Below are 17095 nucleotides of genomic sequence, written 5' to 3' on the forward strand. Positions count from 1 at the left end.
CTGCCAACAGCCAGCGTCCCCGGCGGGGCGCCGCCGCCGTCGCCGGACCCGGGGGGCGGGCGGTCGCTGACGTGAACTCGGGCGCGGACGGGGACGCGTCACAGCCCCTCCACCGGGCTGGTGGGATAGAGCGGCAGCACTGGCGCCCAGGGGCCGGGCAGAGCAGCGGCGTGAGCAAGCTGGGCCAGCTCCAGCAGTTGACGGGCGTCGGCCGCTGCATCCACCGCGGCGGGAGCACAGGGGGAATCACCACTCCAGGGCTCCTCAGGGCGCACCAGCCGAGGGATCTCCAGCTCCGCCACCCCACCAAGGGCTTGTGGATCGAGGCCATAACAACCCACCACGCTGCCGCGACGCGGCAGCACCTGCTCCAGCCACAGCTTCTCGCCAGCCGAGGCATTCGCTTCAGCCGCCAGCAAGCGACGCGCGATCAACAAAAAGCTGCTGAAGCCATGGAGCGGGATCTGCAGCTGCTGCGCCAGGGTGCGCGCCAGCACCACCGTGAGCCGGGTGCCGGTGAAGCCGCCTGGCCCAGTCGCTACAGCCAAGCGGCCGATGCGGGGCCACTGATCAGCCGGCAACACCTGCTCCACGCAAGGGAGCAAGGCATTCGACAAGCGCCGGCCCAAGTGAAAACTCTCCACCTGCGCGTCAGCATCCCCCTGCCCCAGGGGCTGCAGCGCCACCCCGAGGGTTTCGCTCGAGCTGTGCAGGGCCAGCAGCAACGGCGAGCCATTCATGTGGGCACCACCTGATCCGGGCGCAACCGCTGCCAGCGGCCGCGATCGAGCTCAAAACTGCTGCAACCGCGCACATCCCACTCCACGCCAACCTGACCATCCGCCAGGTCGAGCACCTGCACGTGAATTCTGGGTTCCTGCGGAGCGAACAGAGGATTGGCCGTGAGATGAGCCACACCGTGTTGACGCTCAACCGCGTGGTAGGCCTGGCATTGATCGACCCAGCGGCAATCCACGCAGATGCACATGCCCGGCGCCGCAGCGGATGGTGCCATTGTGAACCCTGCCGGGGCGGCTGAGCAGGCCTGGAGTCGGCTGCAACCGGAGCGCTGGCCAATCCCCCTGGCAGCCTTCCCCCACGAGGCTGCCCTGGTGGGCGGTGCCGTGCGCGATGCCCTGCTGGATCGCCTGGGCGAGGCACCGGATCTGGATCTGGTGGTGGAGGGCGATCCGCTGGCGCTCTGCCGGCAGCTGGGGCGGCGCCATGGGGGCAGCAGTGTGGTGCTGGATGCCGAGCGCTCGATGGCGCGGCTGGTCATCGGCGGCTGGAGCATCGATCTCGCCCGCCGCGATGGCCCGAGCCTGGAGGCCGATCTGCATCGGCGCGACTACACGATCAATGCCATGGCGCTGCCCCTGGCGGATCGCCGGCAACTGGTGGATCCCCTGGATGGCCTCACCCACCTGCAGACGATGCAGCTGGTGGCCGTGGCGGAGGCCAACCTGCTCGACGACCCCCTCCGCCTGTTGCGGGGACTACGGCTAGCAGGCCAGTTGGGCTTTGAGCTGGAGCCGACCACAGCAGGGTGGATCGGCCAGCACGCCAACGCGATAGCCCCAGTGGCGGGCGAACGGGTGCTGGCTGAGCTGGAGAAACTCGCGGCCGCACCTGGCGGCGAACCGTGGCTGGCGCGCTGCCTGGAGCTGGGCCTGTTGGCCCCCTGGCGGCACAGCGCCTGGAGCGGTGATGAAGTCCAGCGGCTGATGCGTTGCAGCACACATGCCGCACAGCAGTTGGGCTGGAGCGAGGCGGAGCTCAGCAGCTTCCTGCCACTGGCACGACTGGCCAACGTGGTGGATGCCGAGGCGTTAGAGCGACTGCGCAGCAGCCGCAAGCTGCAAAAGCAGGTGCAGATCCTGCGCCGCTGGCAAGAGCAGCTGGGGGGAGCCGAACCAGCGATCCGGGTAACCACACAACCGCAACCCGAACGGCTGCAGCTCCATCGCGATCTCGAGGAGATCCTGCCGGCGCTGCTGCTGGACTGGCCCACCGATGTGGCCCGCACCTGGTTGGGGCGGTGGCGCGATGAGAGCGATCGGCTGTTTCATCCCAGGCCCCCCATCGACGGGCTGAGCCTGCAGCGGGAGCTGAAGATCCCGCCATCGCCGGCGTTGGGAGAGCTGTTGCTGTATCTGATGCAAGAACAAGCCTTTGGGCGCCTGCACAACCGCGAGGAGGCATTGGAGCTGGCCCAGCGCTGGCTCACTTGCGCACAACGTGCTGGCGAAAGGGCACCTCGCCGTGATTAACTTCCTACGCAAAGGCGTTTAAGACGACCTGATTCGCGCCAATTCGGACGCTGAGATCTCGCCAGTTCGGTTAACAGCCTTGAAACGCCGATTTGTGCAGCTGCATTGCCAGCGCTGCATCAATCAGCGGGCACTTCCCAACCGCGTGGTGTCAGCCCGCAGGGCCAGAACACGTTTTTCCTTCTCTTTCCCCCCTTCCTCCCCATGAGCGTTCGTCTGTACGTCGGCAACCTGCCCCAAAGCTTTGATGCCAAGGAGCTCGACGCTCTGTTCGCCAGCGTGGGTGAAGGAATTCGCTTCAAGGCCGTTCAAGATCGTGAAACCGGCGCCGGCCGTGGCTTCGGCTTCGCCAACGTCGACGACGAGAAAGTGGCAGATGCGGTGATCGAGCAGCTGAACGGCCGTGAATTCGCCGGCAACGCCCTGCGCATCGAGCGCTCCGAGCGCCGCGATGAGCGCCGTGGCAACGATCGTCGCCCCGGTGGTGCCCCCGGCACCCCCGCCGTGGCGCGCAAAGCGGTGAACAAAGTGGTGCACCGCGATTCCGTGGAGGAGGGTGCTCCCGATCCCCGCTGGGCCGGTGAGCTGGCCAAGCTCAAGAACCTGCTCGACAACCAGAAAGCTGCGGTCTGAGCAGAACCATGGAGGAGCAGTGCTGGAACTGGCGCGGCTTCTCCATCAGCTACACCTGCCTTGAAGATCAAGCGAACGGCTCGTCCTCTGGTAGAGCCATTCTTTGTGTGCATGGCTTTGGCGCCTCTAAAGGTCACTGGCGCCACAACCTGCAGCCTTTAAGCACTGGGGCCACGGTGTATGCCATCGACCTCCTGGGCTTTGGAAACAGCAGCAAACCGATCTCCTGCCTCAGCGGTGAAGCGCTGATCCCAGGAGGCGTTCGCTACGGCTTTGATCTCTGGGCCGAGCAACTGCGTGACTTCTGCCTGGAGGTGATCGGAATCGATCGGGATGTTCAGCTGCAGTTGGTGGGCAACTCGATCGGTGGTGTGGTGGCCCTCAATGCTGCACGCCTACTGCAGGAGATTCACAAGGCACCGCAGCAGGTGATCCTGATCGACTGCGCCCAGCGGGAGCTGGATCTCAAACGGCTCGACACGCAGCCCTGGCCGGCACGCCTCACCCGCCCACTGTTGATGGCGGTGGTGCGGCAGCGTTGGCTGATCAACAGCCTGTTTCAAGTGCTGGCCCGCCCAGGCTTTGTGCGGGGTGTCCTGCGCCAGGCCTATCCAAGCGGCCGCCATGTGGATCAGGAGCTGGTGGATCTCCTGCTGCGCCCCAGCCAACAACCGGGCGCAACAGAAAGCTTTCGCGGCTTTGTGAATCTGTTCGATGACTGGCTAGCGCCTCAGCTGCTGGAACAACTGAATGGCCCGGTGCGTTTGTTGTGGGGTGCCCAGGATCCCTGGGAACCGGTGGAGGAAGCCCGGCGCTGGCAACAGACCTATGCCTGCGTTGAGGAACTCGCCATTCTCGAAGGCCTCGGCCACTGCCCCCATGACGAAGCACCTGAGCAGGTGAATCCGATCCTGCTGAACTGGCTTGAAAAGAGCTGGCGTTAACGCGCCTGAGCGATCACAAACGAACGGGGCAAATCCAGAAACTTGCCGGATGTGGGCACGTAGGCACGGTGATTGAACACGTCGTAATCGAGCTCCTCAATCACATCGAGAATGCCGCGATAAAGACGCAAGGAAGCCCACACCGGCCAACGGGCATCAGGCGCCAACCAACGCACACCGGCTTCGGATCGCGCGAACCAATCACGCGCGCGCTGAAGCTGGAAACGCATCAGCTCCCGCCAGCTGTCGTTGAGGGTGCCTGCCATCAGCTCCTCTTCGCTGTAACCGAAACGCTCCAGATCTTCCTGAGGCAAATAGATGCGACCGCGGCCGCGGTCTTCACCCACATCGCGCAAGATGTTGGTGAGCTGATTGGCAATGCCAAGGGCCACAGCGGCTTCACTGGTATCCGGCGGATGGCTCCAGGGGGCCGAGGTGTAAGCCGGATCAATCCCCATCACTTCCTGGGTCATGAGGCCCACCGTGCCGGCCACGCGGTAGCAGTACAGCTTCAACTGCTCAAACGTGGCATAGCGATGGGTGGTGAGATCCATGCGCATGCCCTCGATCATGTCGAGATAGGGCTGGATCGGCTGGGGGTAGCGCTCAATCGTGTCGGCCATGACCCGATCCAGACCATCGCGCACGGTGCCAGCGAACAACTCACGCGTGCGCCGTTCCCAAGCATCCAGCCGTAGAGCCAGCTCAGCCTCCGGGCGGGTCATCGCCTCGGGGCTGTCCATCAGCTCATCGGTGCGGCGACACCACACGTAGATCGCCCAGATCGCCCGGCGCTTGGCCGGAGGCATCAGCAATGTGCCGAGATAGAAGGTTTTGGCCCACTCAGCAGTTTCCTGGCGGCAGGCCTCATAGGCCTCCTCAAGAGAAGGGATCAGCGTTGGCGCAGCAACCAAGGACACAGATTCAGGCCGCGACCGCCACGGGCGCAGTCGCGACGGCCTGGGCACACAGCTTGCCGCTGAGCACAGCACCTTCCATGGAAGCGAGATAGCGCTGCATGGTGTAGTCGCCAGCGAGGAAGAAGTTGGGAATCGGGGATGTTTGATCCGGGCGCAGCTGCTGGCAACCGGGCACGGTTTTGTACACCGACAAGGGCGTTTTCACCACGATCGACTTCCGGAGCTGCGCTTGGTTATCGCCAGTGAAGTGCATCGGGAACAAGCGCTTCAGCTCTTCCATCGTGGCGGCCACGATGTCTTCATCGCTGCGGCCAATCCAGTCTTTGGCGGGCGCGAACACCAGCTCAAGCATGGAGCGCTCGGGATCTTCGTATTCCTTGCAGGTGTTGCTCATGTCGGCATACACGCTGAGCAGGGGGCTACGGCTGAACAGCAGGTGATCGATCTCGGTGAGCTTGCGATCAAACCAAAGGTGAATGTTGATCACGGGCACACCGTTGAGGCCGTCGAGCTTCTTGAAGTAGGGCATCTCCTTCCAGGGCTCCGGCAGCAGCAGCTTGAACGGATCCACCGGCAGGGCGCTCACGTAAGCATCGGCCTGCAGGGTGTAACCCTCTTTGCCCTTGATGCCACCGATTCGGAAGCCGCTAACGCTGCCATCGGCATTGAGCTCGATCTCCCGCAGGGGTGAATCGAGATGCACTTCGCCGCCACGCTCGGTGACGTAATCCACGATCGGCTGGCACAGGCGCTGAGGCGGGTTGCCATCAAGGAACGCCATTTTGGAGCCGTCGCCCTCCTGCAAGAAGCGGTTCAGGGCGGTGAGCACCACGGTGCTGGAGATCTCATCGGGATCGATGAAGTTCAACGCCTTGGCCATGGCGATGAACACCTCATCGTTCACGCGCTCGGGGATGTTGTGCAGCTTCAACCACTCCGTCCAGGAGTATTGATCGCACTCTTCCACGTATTGCTGGCCGCGCAGCATTGCCGGCACCAGGCCCAGGCCGAAGGAGATTTTCTCCGGCCAGGTGAGCATGTCGTTATTCCCCAGAATCGCTGCCACACCGTTGAACGGTGCCGGGATATCGGGGAAGTCGAATCGGCTGTAGGTGCCCGGCGTTTCCTTCTGGTTAAAGATCATCGAATGGCTCTTCCACTGGAGCCGGTCTTCGATGTTCAGCTCCTTGAAGAGCTGCCGCATGTTGCGGTAGGCGCCGAAGAAAATATGCAAACCGGTTTCGTACCAGTCGCCGTCTTCGTCTTGCCAGGCCGCCACCTTGCCGCCAAGCACGTCGCGGGCTTCGACCACCACCGGGGTGTGACCGGCGTCGCAGAGGTACTTGGCACAGGCCAGACCGGCCAGACCAGCACCAGCGATGGCGACGCGCATGAAAACCCCTGAATCAGCAGACAACCTTAAGGGGGGCTGATGCTGCGCCGCTTGACCGCCTGGCGGGGGGGCTTTCTAAAGTCGACTGAGCCGGTCCTTGGGTCTGCCGGCCTGCGCTGCCCCGCCCCATGGCCGACACACTGCTGAAATCCACCACCCGCCATGTGCGGATCTTCACGGCCCGCGTGGAGAACGGCCAGCTGGTGTATGACCCCAACCAGCTCACCCTCGATCTGGACCCCGACAACGAATTCATCTGGGACAGCGCCAGCCAGGACGCCGTGCAGCAGCGCTTCCGCGAGCTGGTGGAAGCCCATGCCGGCCACGACCTGAACGACTACAACCTGCGCCGGATCGGCTCGGAACTGGAAGGCCAGCTCCGCGAACTGCTTCAGGCCGGCGCCCTCCGCTACAACCCTGACTGTCGGGTGCTGAATTACTCCATGGGCCTGCCTCAGGCTCCCCAGAGCGCATGACCCGATCCCGCAGCAGCCGCGGCTACGACGACGACCGTTACGGCTACCCGGAGGATCGACGCGAGCGCCCCAGCCGCGGACGCGATCCCTACGACATGCCCCGACGCGGAGGGGGATCTTCGGGCGGCCCAGGCGGTGGTTCCGGGGGCGGCGGTTTCCAGTTCAACGTAGCCAGCGGCGCGATTCTCGCGGGCGTGTTGGTGGTGGGGATCGGCATCGGCACCGGCATCTCCAGCACCACCCAGGGCGATCAGGGCAACATCGCCAGCTCCCAGCAGCTCGATATGGCGGTGCCTGACCCTGAGTTCTGCCGCCAGTGGGGGGCGAGCGCCTTCGTGATGGACATCGAGCTGTACACCACGATGAACCCCAGCACCAGCTTCGTGACCCAGCCTTCGCTCAAGCCCGGCTGCGTGATTCGACGGGAGAACTGGAGCGTGCTGCAGAAGGAAGGTGCGGTCACCGCCGAGCAGATGCGCCAGTGCAAGCAGCGCATGAACACCTTTGCCTACATCGGCTCGGTGAAAGACAAGCCCGTGGTGCGCTGCGTCTATCAGACCGACATCAGCGAGAACAAGTTCCTCACCAAGGGCGTGGCCGACGACACCGTGGGCATTACCCCCGAGGCGGATCAGTTCTGATCGTCGCCGCCGGGCTCTGAGCCGGCCGCCTGGTTCTGCATCAGGGGCCGGCGCAGGGGGCTATCGGGGCTCGCGAACACCGGCAGCACCTCTTTGCGGAAGGCATCCGCAGCCCTTGAGCAGTAACGCGAGGGATGGCTGATCAGCTTCAGCTGCCGCCGCACCGAGAGATCCGCCAGGGCTGGTCGATGCAGGCTTCCAGCCGCCAGCTCCCGCTCGATCGACACCACGGGCAGGAACGCTGCACCCAAACCACTCTGAACAGCGTTTTTGATGGCCTCAAAGGAATTGAGTTCCATCTCAATCTTCAGCCGCGACACATCCAGACCGGAACGGGCCAGCAGCTGGTCCACCATCTTGCGGGTCGTGGATTGGGCGTCCAGGCAGACAAAACCCAGCCGGTAGAGATCGTCTTTGCTGAGCTCGGCTAAGCGGGCCAGGGGATGCTTGGTGGGCAGCACCAGCGCCAGCTCATCACTGGCATAGGGCACCACCTGCAGCAACTCGTTCAATTCGGTGGGGAGCTCCCCACCGATGATCGCCAGGTCGATCTGGCCATTGGCCACGCTCCAACCGGTGCGGCGGGTGCTGTGCACCTGCAGCTGCACCGCCACCTCGGGGTATTTCTGGCGAAACAGCCCGATCATCCGCGGCATCAAATAAGTGCCGGTGGTCTGGCTGGCGCCCACGATCAGCGAGCCGCCCTTGAGGTTGTGGAGATCGTCGAGGGCCCGGCAGGCCTCCTGACACTGGCTCAGGATCCGGTCGCAGTAGCTGAGCAGCAGATGGCCGGCCTCAGTGAGCTGCGCCTTGCGCCCGCCCCGGTCAAACAGCGACACGTTGAGCTGCTTCTCCAGGTTCTGGATCTGGAGGCTGACCGCAGGCTGCGTGACATAGAGGCTGTCGGCCGCCTTCTTGAAGCTGCCCTCGCTAGCAATCGCCCGCAGGATGCGCAGCTGATCAAGGGTGAAGGGCAGATCAGCCATGCAGGGGGCGCAGGGATGCTGCGGGAAGCAGAACTCTAGGTGCCCTCTCGGGTCGCTCAGGCGACTGAGGAGAATCAGCACACTCCTTGCGCCGGCCGGCCTGTGACTCCCAGCAGCGATCTCCACCACAGCAGCTGGGTGATGCTGGCGTTATTGCTGGGCTTTGCCGTGATCCACAGCGGCGGCGCCTCCCTGCGCTACTGGGGGGTGGAGCGCATCGGTGAACGGGCCTGGCGCCTGCTGTTTGCTGGGGTGAGCATCCCCTCGGCCGTTGTGGTGATCGGCTACTTCCTGGCCCACCGCTACGACGGCATCCGGCTCTGGAATCTGCAGGACCAGCCCTGGATCATTCCGCTGGTGTGGATCGGCACCGCCATCAGCTTCCTGTTTCTCTACCCAGCCACCTACAACCTGCTGGAGATCCCAGCGGTGCTCAAGCCCCAGGTGCGGATGTATGCCACCGGCATCATCCGCATCAGCCGCCATCCCCAGGCAATCGGGCAGATCCTCTGGTGCTGCACCCATCTGCTCTGGATCGGCAGCAGCTTCATGGTGGCCACCTGCGCAGGCCTGATTGCCCATCACCTGTTCGCGATTTGGAACGGAGATCGCCGCCTGGCCAACCGCTTCGGAGCGGCCTTCGAAGAGCTGCGTGCCAGCACCTCCGTGATCCCGTTTCGCGCCGTGCTCGATGGCCGCCAACAGCTGCAGCTGGCTGAATTCCTGCGGCCCGCCCAGCTGGGAATTGCCATCGCCGTTGGTGTGTTCTGGTGGGCCCATCGCTTCATCGGCAGCGGTGCCACAGCCTTCAGCCGCACCGGGCTGGCCCATTGGCTGGGATAAGCGCCTCTCGCGCTGCCTACACTCGCCCTGATTGCTCCAGCGCCGGATGCCCTCGCCTGCCGAACTCGCCTGGCTGATTCCGGTGTTGCCCTTGATCGGGGCAGCGTTGGTGGGTCTTGGGCTGATCAGCTTCAACCGCACGGTGAACCGGTTGCGCAAACCGGTGGCGCTACTGCTGATCACGAGCGTGGGAGCCGCTGCAGTGCTCAGCTACGCCGTGCTGGCCGAGCAACTGGCGGGGGCCGGGCCCACCGAAGTGCTGTTCAACTGGGCCAGCGCCGGCGCCTTCACCCTGGAGATGGGCTTCCGCGTCGATGCCCTGGGTGCGGTGATGCTCGCCCTGGTCACCACCATCGCCGTGCTGGTGATGGTCTATTCCGATGGCTACATGGCCCACGACAAGGGCTATGTGCGCTTTTTCACCTATCTGGCCCTGTTCAGCAGCTCGATGCTGGGCCTGGTGATCAGCCCCAACCTCCTGCAGATCTATGTGTTCTGGGAGCTGGTGGGCATGTGCTCCTACCTGCTGGTGGGCTTCTGGTACGACCGCGATGGCGCCGCCAATGCCGCCCAGAAAGCCTTCGTGGTGAACCGGGTGGGCGACTTCGGCCTCTTGCTGGGCATCCTCGGCCTGTTTTGGGCCACCGGCAGCTTCGGCTTTGAGCAGGTGGGCACTGGTCTGCAAGCCGCGATCGCCAACGGCAGCGTGTCGAACGGCATCGCCGTGCTGCTCTGCCTGCTGGTGTTCATGGGGCCCATGGCCAAATCGGCCCAGTTCCCGCTGCATGTGTGGCTGCCCGATGCGATGGAGGGCCCCACTCCGATTTCAGCGCTGATTCACGCCGCCACGATGGTGGCCGCGGGCGTGTTCCTGGTGGCTCGCCTGCAGCCGGTGTACGTGCCGTTCCCTGAGGTGCAGGTGGTGATTGCCGTGATCGGCACGATCACCCTGTTTCTGGGGGCCTCGATCGCCCTCACTCAGATGGACCTGAAGAAGGGCCTGGCTTACAGCACCGTGAGCCAACTGGGTTACATGATGCTGGCGATGGGCTGCGGCGCACCGGTGGCAGGCATGTTCCACCTGGTAACCCACGCCTTTTTCAAGGCGATGCTCTTCCTGGGCTCCGGCTCGGTGATCCACGCCATGGAAGAGGTGGTGGGCCATGAGGCGGTTCTCGCGCAGGACATGCGCCTGATGGGCGGCCTGCGCAAACACATGCCGATCACCAGCAGCACCTTCTTCATCGGCTGCCTGGCGATCAGTGGCATCCCGCCCCTGGCCGGCTTCTGGAGCAAAGACGAAATCCTCGGTCAGGCCTTCGGCAGCTTCCCGGTGCTGTGGGCCGCTGGTTTCATCACCGCCGGCATGACCGCCTTCTACATGTTCCGCTTGTACTTCCTCACGTTTGAGGGCAGCTTCCGCGGCAACGACAAGGCCATGCAGGCACAGCTGATGGCCGCCGCAGGCAAGAGCAGCGACGAGCACGGCGATGACCACGGCCACGCCCATGCCGAGCATCCCCACGAATCCGGCTGGCAGATGGCGATGCCCCTGGTGGTGCTGGCTGTTCCTTCCGTGCTGGTGGGTCTGCTGGGGGTGCCCTGGAACAGCCGCTTCGGTTACCTCCTCGATCCCCATGAAGCCGCCGAGGTCGCCGAGCACTTCAGCTGGGGTGAATTCCTGCCCTTGGCCGGCGCTTCTGTAGCCATTTCCCTGGTGGGCATCACCGTGGCCGTGCTGGCCTACGCGCTGCGCAAGATCGATCTGGGCACCGCCGTCGCCGGCCGCTTCCCCACGATCAACGCCTTCCTGGCGAACAAGTGGTACCTCGATGCCATCAACGACAAGCTGTTCGTGCAGGGCAGCCGCAAGCTGGCCCGCTCCGTGCTGGAAGTGGATTCCAAAGTGGTCGACGGCGTGGTGAACCTCACCGGCCTGGTCACCCTCGGCAGCGGCGAAGGCCTCAAATACTTCGAAACCGGCCGCGCCCAGTTCTATGCCCTGATCGTCTTCGGCGGCGTCATCGCACTGGTGGTGCTGTTTGGCGTCCTTGGGTGATGTCTGAGGCGCGGCCCTTCCGCCGGCTGCCGCGCACTGCGTGACGCGGATGCCGGCTCCAGGGCCGCGCCTCAGACACCCAGCAGGAGGGGCATGGGGGGCAAAGCTTGCCCGGAGACCCAAGCCCTGCACGCATCAAGCCCTCGCCCAGCTCCCGCCTGCGGGGGCCTGGGGTTTGGCCTCGGGGCGCTGTCCGCCCCCAGCGGTGAGCGCCCCGAGGCCAAACCCCAGGCCACAACGCTCTGTGTGACATCCGCCACGCCACCGATGCAGCAGCGGCGGTGATTTCTACACTCCGCCCAGAGCTGTTGCCCCGTCTGTGCATCTGGATGTCGCCACGCTCCTGGCTGCTGCCGCAGGCCAGGGCAGCAGCACAGCCTTTCCCTGGTTAAGTGCCTCGATCCTGTTTCCGATCGGCGCGGCGCTGTGCATTCCGTTTGTGCCCGACAACGGCGATGGCAAGCAGGTGCGCTGGTTTGCGCTGGGGATCGCCCTGATCACCTTCCTGATCACGGTGGGGGCTTATCTCAACGGCTACGACCCCAGCAACCCGGATCTCCAGCTGGTGGAGAAGGTGAGCTGGCTACCGGATCTCGGTCTGGAGTGGTCGGTGGGAGCTGATGGCATCTCAATGCCGCTGATCCTGCTCACCAGCTTCATCACCGCCCTAGCCGTGCTGGCCGCCTGGCCGGTGAGCTTCAAGCCGAAGCTCTTCTATTTCCTGCTGCTGGCCATGGATGGCGGCCAGATCGCCGTGTTTGCGGTGCAGGACATGCTGCTGTTCTTCCTGGCCTGGGAGCTGGAACTGATCCCGGTGTATCTGCTGCTGGCGATCTGGGGCGGCAAAAAGCGGCAATATGCCGCCACCAAATTCATCCTCTACACCGCCGGAAGCTCCCTGTTCATCCTATTGGCGGGCCTGGCGATGGCCTTCTACGGCGGAGACATCAGCTTCAACTACACCGATCTGATGGCCAAGGGCTTCTCGGTGAAGTTCCAGCTGCTCGCCTACGCCGGCCTGCTGATCGCCTTCGGGGTGAAGCTGCCAATCGTGCCCCTGCACACCTGGCTGCCGGATGCCCACGGAGAAGCCACGGCCCCGGTGCACATGTTGCTAGCCGGCATCCTGCTGAAGATGGGCGGCTACGCCCTGCTGCGCTTCAACTGCCAGATCCTGCCGGATGGCCACGCCGTGTTTGCACCACTGCTGGTGGTGCTGGGGGTGGTGAACATCATTTACGCAGCCCTCACTTCGTTTGCGCAGCGGAACCTCAAACGAAAAATCGCCTACAGCTCGATCAGCCATATGGGCTTTGTACTGATCGGCATCGGCAGCTTCAGCGCCCTGGGCTCCAGCGGCGCGATGCTCCAGATGATCAGCCATGGCCTGATCGGCGCCTCGCTGTTCTTCCTGGTGGGTGCCACCTACGACCGCACCCACACCCTGCAGCTCGATGAGATGGGCGGGGTGGGCCAGAAGATGCGCAAGATGTTTGCCCTCTGGACCGTGTGCTCGCTCGCGTCCCTGGCGCTCCCGGGGATGAGCGGCTTCGTGAGCGAATTGATGGTGTTTGTGGGCTTCGCCACCGACGACGCCTACACCCTGCCCTTCCGGGTGGTGATCGACGGCCTGGCGGCGATCGGCGTGATCCTCACGCCCATTTACCTGCTCTCGATGCTGCGCGAAATCTTCTACGGGCAGGAGAAAGCCGAACTGGTGGGGCACACCAACCTGGTGGATGCCGAACCGCGTGAGATTTACATCATTGGCTGTCTGTTGGTGCCGATCATCGGCATCGGCCTCTATCCACGGCTGATGACCGACAGCTACAAGGCCTCCATGGAGGTGCTGGTGGCCAGGGATGAACGCGCGATGAAGGCCCTCAACGCCCCCGCCGGCACCGGCTTGATCCGTCAGGCCCCCCTGCGGGCGCCAGCACTAGCCGGATAACAAACCATTCAGGCTGCGCGATCCCTTGGTTCAGCGCGACGGGATCTACCTAATCTCCACAATCCAAACCCTTCGGTGCATCCCGACCGATGAAGCAGCTGAACTTCCTGCTGATCTTCAGCTTCGGCCTGGCCATGGTGATGTTCACGCTGGAGAACACCGCCCCCACCACGGTGCAATTCCTACCTGGGCTCAGCGCCACCCTCCCGCTCGCGGCCCTGTTGCTGCTGGTGGGCGGCATCGGTGCAACGGCCGCTTGGGTGTTCGCCGTGTGGACCGGTGTGGTGAAGCGGGTGGAGAGCCAGGTCAACCCCGGTGAGGTGGAAGCCCAACAGGTGCGCATCCGCGAACTGGAGGAAGACGTGCAGCGCTACCGCGCAGCGGTCGATGCCCAACTGGGCCTGCTGCCGGCCGCCGGCGAGAGCACCGCCCAAAGCGAAGCGGCCTGAAGGCAGATCTGGCCTGGCTTTTCAGGCTCTGAGCCGATAGGGTCGGGTGAGTGCAAGCGGATCCGTGGCCACAGATGGCGCCAGGCTGGCGATCCGCCTGTTGCAAGACGCCGCCGAACGGGGCGACCTGGATCCCTGGGATGTGGATGTGATTGCCGTCGTGGACGGCTTTCTGGATCAGTTACGCCAGCGCATTGAAGTTCCGCGGCTGGTGGCCGCCATGGGGCGCGGCGGCAGTTACGAACAGGACCTGGCCGAAACCAGTGAGGCCTTCCTCGCTGCCTCGATGCTCGTGAGCCTGAAGGCCGAGGTGCTGGAAGCGCAAACCTTTCCGCCCGAGCCGCTGCTGGACGACGACTTCAGCTTCGACTTCGACGCCGAGGGCCAGGGCTGGCTGCTCAGCCCGGGTGTGGAGCTCCCCAGGCGACCGGAGCGGCATCTGCTGCGCCGGCCCGTGGCTCCCCCGCCGCTGCAGCGGCCGGTGACCCTCGGTGAACTGATCCGCCAGCTCGAAGACATCGCCGAGCGGCTGGAGCAGGAAGAGGGGCAACGGATCAAACGCCAGCGCAGCAAGCGTTACAGCGACCGGGCGGTGATCGAGCAGGTGGCGGCCCTGGCTCACCGCGAAAAGCTGCCGGAAACCACCGCGGCCCTGAGCCAGTTCCTCTTGCAGTGGCCGCAATCCTTGGAGTGGACCTGCTTTGAGGGACTCGTGGAGGCCTGGGCAGCCGTGGCACCGGAGGATCTCGACAGCGACCGGGTGGGCGTGTTCTGGGCGCTGCTCTTCCTCTGCTCCCAAGGGAAGGTGGAGTTGGAGCAGCAAGGAGGTCTGTTTGGCCCACTGCAGCTCAAACGGCTGCTGGACGAACGTGAGAGCGTGCAATTGCCACTGCCCGCGGAGTTGGGGTCAGCTCGGGGGCCGGCTCGAGAGCCACTGGCCGCCTAGAGGCTGTGCGTAGGGTGGGCGGACTCACCGAAAGCAGACAGCGCCGATGAAGGCGATGATACTGGCGGCCGGTAAGGGGACCCGGGTGCGACCGATCACCCACATCGTCCCCAAGCCGATGATTCCGATCCTGCAGAAACCCGTGATGGAGTTTCTGCTCGAGCTGCTGCGGGAACACGGCTTCACCGAAATCATGGTGAACGTCTCCCACCTGGCCGAGGAGATCGAGAACTATTTCCGCGATGGCCAGCGCTTCGGCGTGGAGATCGCCTACAGCTTCGAGGGCCGGATCGAAGACGGCGAACTGATCGGCGATGCCCTGGGCTCAGCCGGCGGCCTGAAGAAGATCCAGACCTTCCAGCGCTTCTTCGACGACACCTTTGTGGTGCTCTGCGGCGATGCCCTGATCGACCTGGACCTCAGCGAGGCCGTGCGCCGACACAAGGCCAAAGGAGCCATGGCCAGCCTGATCACCAAGCGGGTGCCGCGCGATCAGGTGAGCAGCTACGGCGTGGTGGTGACCGACGACGACGGCCGGGTGCTCTCCTTCCAGGAGAAGCCGTCGGTGGACGAAGCCGCCAGCGACATGATCAACACCGGCATCTACATCTTCGAGCCCGAAGTGCTCGACTACGTGCCGGATGGTGTGCCGTTTGACATCGGCTCCGATCTGTTCCCCAGGCTGGTGGCTGATGACGCCGCCTTCTACGCCCTGCCGATGGAATTCGAGTGGGTCGACATCGGCAAAGTGCCCGACTACTGGCAGGCGATTCGCAGTGTGCTGCAGGGTCAGGTGCGGCAAGTGCAGATCCCAGGCAAGGAAGTGCGTCCCGGCGTCTACGCCGGCCTGAACGTTGCGGCCAACTGGGACAAGATCAAGGTGGAAGGCCCGATCTATGTGGGTGGCATGAGCCGCATTGAAGACGGCGCCACGATGATTGGCCCGGCGATGATTGGCCCGAGTTGCCACATCTGCGAAGGCGCCACGATCGACAACTCGATCATTTTTGATTACTCCCGCATCGGCCCGGGTGTGCGGCTGGTGGAGAAGCTGGTATTCGGCCGCTACTGCGTCGACCGCAACGGCGATCACTTCGACCTGCAGGAGGCCGCCCTCGACTGGCTGATCACGGATGTGCGCCGCCAGGACCACGTCAGCCCCTCACCGCAGCAGAAGGCCATGGCCGAACTGCTGGGGACAGACCTGGCGATCAGCAACGCGAGCTGAGACCCGCACGCTCCAAGATCAGCGGGATGCGCTCTTCGGCCTTCACGGCCATCAGATGCACCCCCTGGGCGATGCCGGCATAGGCAGCCACCTGCTCGGCGGCAATGCTGATGCCCTCATCCGCTGGATTGGAGGCGGCGGCGAGGCGATCAATGATCGATTGAGGAATGTTGGCGCCGGGCACCACCCGGTTGATGAAAGCCGCGTTCTTCGCCGACTTCAGCAGAAACACCCCCGCCAGCACCGGCAGGCCCAGGGGCCCGGTGATCTCTCCCACGAAGCGCTTCAGGCTCTCGCCATCCATCACCATCTGGGTTTGCAGGAAGCGGGCACCGGCCGCGTGTTTGCGGGCGATGCGGCTCTTGAGACCACTCCAGCTGGGGCTCTGGGGATCAGCCGCGGCGCCGGCAAACAGGGCGGTGGGGCCATCGGCCAAGGCGCCCTGCACTGGATCGAGGCCCTGGTTGAGGGCCTGCAGTTGCTGCAGCAACCGCACCGATTCCAATTCATTCACGGGCCGTGCGCCGGGCTGATCCCCGGCCCGCACCGGATCTCCGGTGAGGCAGAGCACGTTGCGGATACCGAGGGCATGGGCCCCCAGCAAATCCGCCTGCAAGGCAATGCGGTTGCGATCCCGGCAGGCGACCTGCCACACCGGCTCAATGCCCTGATCCAGCAGCAGGCGGCACACCGCCAGGCTGCTCATACGCATCACCGCACGGCTGCCATCCGTCACATTCACTGCATGCACACGCCCCTTGAGGGCCCGGGCATGGGCCAGGGTGCTGCTGGCGTCACCACCGCGGGGCGGCATCACCTCCGCCGTGATGGCGAGGGATCCCACCTCCAGTGCCTGCTGCAGCCCCAAAACGCCCTGGATCCAATGCCAGGCCATCATCAACCAAGCCCTGTCCGCCCCGCGGCGGGCTCCCTAGAGTGGGGCCTCGGCCAGCGGGCGTGGATGGATCTCTCGGAGCGCGAACTGGAGATCATCGATCTGGTGGCCCAGGGGCTGACCAACCAGGAGATCGGCGAACGGCTGATGATCAGCAAGCGCACCGTGGATAACCACGTGAGCAATGTGTTCACCAAAACCGGTGCGAAAAACCGCGTGGCCCTGCTGAATTGGGCGATGGATCACGGCAAGATCTGCCGCGATGGCTTCAATTGCTGCAACCTGCCTCAGGACGACGCTGACTGACCCCAGCGATCCTCAGCGTTCGGCTCATGCACCAACGATTCCAGGCTGAAGCTGCCATCGGCCAGCGCGAACAGCTCGGCATAGGCCAGGCAATCAGCCAGATCGCGGCCGCTGAAGCGCAACAACCCTTGCTGGTCGTAGAGACCGAGCACCAG

The 17095-nt window shown here is 64.3% G+C and carries 19 protein-coding genes; 12 read left to right on the forward strand and 7 right to left on the reverse strand.

From position 1 onward, the window contains the following. Window positions 1–98 precede the first annotated feature (98 nt). Both tsaB and CB0101_RS14675 read right to left on the reverse strand, forming a co-directional pair. A complete protein-coding gene (gene tsaB / locus CB0101_RS14670) occupies window positions 99–740 on the reverse strand; it encodes a tRNA (adenosine(37)-N6)-threonylcarbamoyltransferase complex dimerization subunit type 1 TsaB (RefSeq protein WP_010305043.1) in 642 nt (213 codons plus the stop codon). Then, entirely contained in the window at window positions 737–988 is a 252-nt protein-coding gene (locus tag CB0101_RS14675) for a Ycf34 family protein (RefSeq protein WP_010305045.1), read from the reverse strand. Before CB0101_RS14675 ends, tsaB begins: the two co-directional genes overlap by 4 nt. On the opposite strand from CB0101_RS14675, the gene CB0101_RS14680 reads away from it, so the two are divergent. The 3 genes from CB0101_RS14680 (at window position 987) to CB0101_RS14690 (ending at window position 3847) form a co-directional block, all read left to right on the forward strand. Further along, the gene (locus CB0101_RS14680) at window positions 987–2270 is read left to right on the forward strand and encodes a CCA tRNA nucleotidyltransferase (protein WP_010305049.1); all 1284 of its coding nucleotides are present in this window, start codon (window positions 987–989) and stop codon (window positions 2268–2270) included. The genes CB0101_RS14675 and CB0101_RS14680 overlap by 2 nt on opposite strands. 204 nt (window positions 2271–2474) lie before the next feature. After that, window positions 2475–2903, forward strand: a complete 429-nt coding sequence (locus CB0101_RS14685; protein WP_029552791.1) for an RNA-binding protein — start codon at window positions 2475–2477, stop codon at window positions 2901–2903. An 8-nt stretch (window positions 2904–2911) separates the two neighbouring features. After that, entirely contained in the window at window positions 2912–3847 is a 936-nt protein-coding gene (locus CB0101_RS14690) for an alpha/beta fold hydrolase (protein WP_010305056.1), read from the forward strand. Here CB0101_RS14690 and CB0101_RS14695 read toward each other — a convergent pair. Together CB0101_RS14695 and pds are read right to left on the reverse strand one after the other, a co-directional pair. After that, window positions 3844–4767: a phytoene synthase gene (locus tag CB0101_RS14695; protein ID WP_010305060.1), complete on the reverse strand. Its 924-nt coding sequence runs from the start codon at window positions 4765–4767 to the stop codon at window positions 3844–3846. The genes CB0101_RS14690 and CB0101_RS14695 overlap by 4 nt on opposite strands. A gap of 4 nt (window positions 4768–4771) precedes the next feature. Next, window positions 4772–6160 (reverse strand): 15-cis-phytoene desaturase, encoded by a 1389-nt coding sequence (gene pds, locus CB0101_RS14700; protein ID WP_010305063.1) that lies wholly within the window; start codon window positions 6158–6160, stop codon window positions 4772–4774. 128 nt (window positions 6161–6288) lie between these two features. On the opposite strand from pds, the gene ndhM reads away from it, so the two are divergent. Continuing rightward, a complete protein-coding gene (gene ndhM / locus CB0101_RS14705; RefSeq protein WP_010305067.1) occupies window positions 6289–6636 on the forward strand; it encodes an NAD(P)H-quinone oxidoreductase subunit M in 348 nt (115 codons plus the stop codon). Then, window positions 6633–7277 (forward strand): DUF3172 domain-containing protein, encoded by a 645-nt coding sequence (locus CB0101_RS14710; RefSeq protein ID WP_010305071.1) that lies wholly within the window; start codon window positions 6633–6635, stop codon window positions 7275–7277. The genes ndhM and CB0101_RS14710 overlap by 4 nt, the downstream gene beginning before the upstream one ends. On the opposite strand, the gene CB0101_RS14715 is transcribed toward CB0101_RS14710, so the two are convergent. Continuing rightward, window positions 7268–8263 carry a LysR family transcriptional regulator gene (locus CB0101_RS14715; RefSeq protein ID WP_010305074.1) on the reverse strand — a complete coding sequence of 332 codons (996 nt, stop codon included), beginning with the start codon at window positions 8261–8263 and terminating at the stop codon, window positions 7268–7270. The two genes, CB0101_RS14710 and CB0101_RS14715, sit on opposite strands and share 10 nt — an antisense overlap. 141 nt (window positions 8264–8404) lie before the next feature. Between CB0101_RS14715 and CB0101_RS14720 the strand changes: the two genes are divergently transcribed. From CB0101_RS14720 to CB0101_RS14750, 6 genes are all read left to right on the forward strand, one after another. Continuing rightward, on the forward strand, window positions 8405–9106 hold the full coding sequence (locus CB0101_RS14720; RefSeq protein ID WP_043717125.1) for an NnrU family protein: 702 nt from the start codon (window positions 8405–8407) through the stop codon (window positions 9104–9106). A 46-nt stretch (window positions 9107–9152) separates the two neighbouring features. Continuing rightward, window positions 9153–11165 (forward strand): NAD(P)H-quinone oxidoreductase subunit 5, encoded by a 2013-nt coding sequence (locus tag CB0101_RS14725; RefSeq protein WP_010305080.1) that lies wholly within the window; start codon window positions 9153–9155, stop codon window positions 11163–11165. Between the two features lie 319 nt (window positions 11166–11484). Continuing rightward, the gene (locus CB0101_RS14735; protein ID WP_010305082.1) at window positions 11485–13116 is read left to right on the forward strand and encodes an NAD(P)H-quinone oxidoreductase subunit 4; all 1632 of its coding nucleotides are present in this window, start codon (window positions 11485–11487) and stop codon (window positions 13114–13116) included. Window positions 13117–13205: 89 nt separating this feature from the next. After that, window positions 13206–13565: a lipopolysaccharide assembly protein LapA domain-containing protein gene (locus CB0101_RS14740; RefSeq protein ID WP_010305085.1), complete on the forward strand. Its 360-nt coding sequence runs from the start codon at window positions 13206–13208 to the stop codon at window positions 13563–13565. A 64-nt stretch (window positions 13566–13629) separates the two neighbouring features. Then, window positions 13630–14511, forward strand: coding sequence for a segregation/condensation protein A (locus tag CB0101_RS14745; RefSeq protein ID WP_010305088.1), 882 nt, complete (start codon window positions 13630–13632; stop codon window positions 14509–14511). Window positions 14512–14557: 46 nt separating this feature from the next. Continuing rightward, window positions 14558–15739, forward strand: a complete 1182-nt coding sequence (locus CB0101_RS14750; protein ID WP_010305091.1) for an NDP-sugar synthase — start codon at window positions 14558–14560, stop codon at window positions 15737–15739. On the opposite strand, the gene CB0101_RS14755 is transcribed toward CB0101_RS14750, so the two are convergent. Then, on the reverse strand, window positions 15723–16637 hold the full coding sequence (locus CB0101_RS14755) for a methylenetetrahydrofolate reductase (RefSeq protein WP_010305094.1): 915 nt from the start codon (window positions 16635–16637) through the stop codon (window positions 15723–15725). The genes CB0101_RS14750 and CB0101_RS14755 overlap by 17 nt on opposite strands. Window positions 16638–16700: 63 nt before the next feature. Between CB0101_RS14755 and CB0101_RS14760 the strand changes: the two genes are divergently transcribed. Then, window positions 16701–16940: a response regulator transcription factor gene (locus CB0101_RS14760; protein ID WP_010305096.1), complete on the forward strand. Its 240-nt coding sequence runs from the start codon at window positions 16701–16703 to the stop codon at window positions 16938–16940. On the opposite strand, the gene CB0101_RS15520 is transcribed toward CB0101_RS14760, so the two are convergent. Next, window positions 16922–17092, reverse strand: a complete 171-nt coding sequence (locus CB0101_RS15520; RefSeq protein WP_010305098.1) for a hypothetical protein — start codon at window positions 17090–17092, stop codon at window positions 16922–16924. The genes CB0101_RS14760 and CB0101_RS15520 overlap by 19 nt on opposite strands. Between the last annotated feature and the right edge of the window lie 3 nt (window positions 17093–17095).

It is taken from the genome of Synechococcus sp. CB0101 (assembly GCF_000179235.2).
GTDB lineage: Bacteria > Cyanobacteriota > Cyanobacteriia > PCC-6307 > Cyanobiaceae > Vulcanococcus.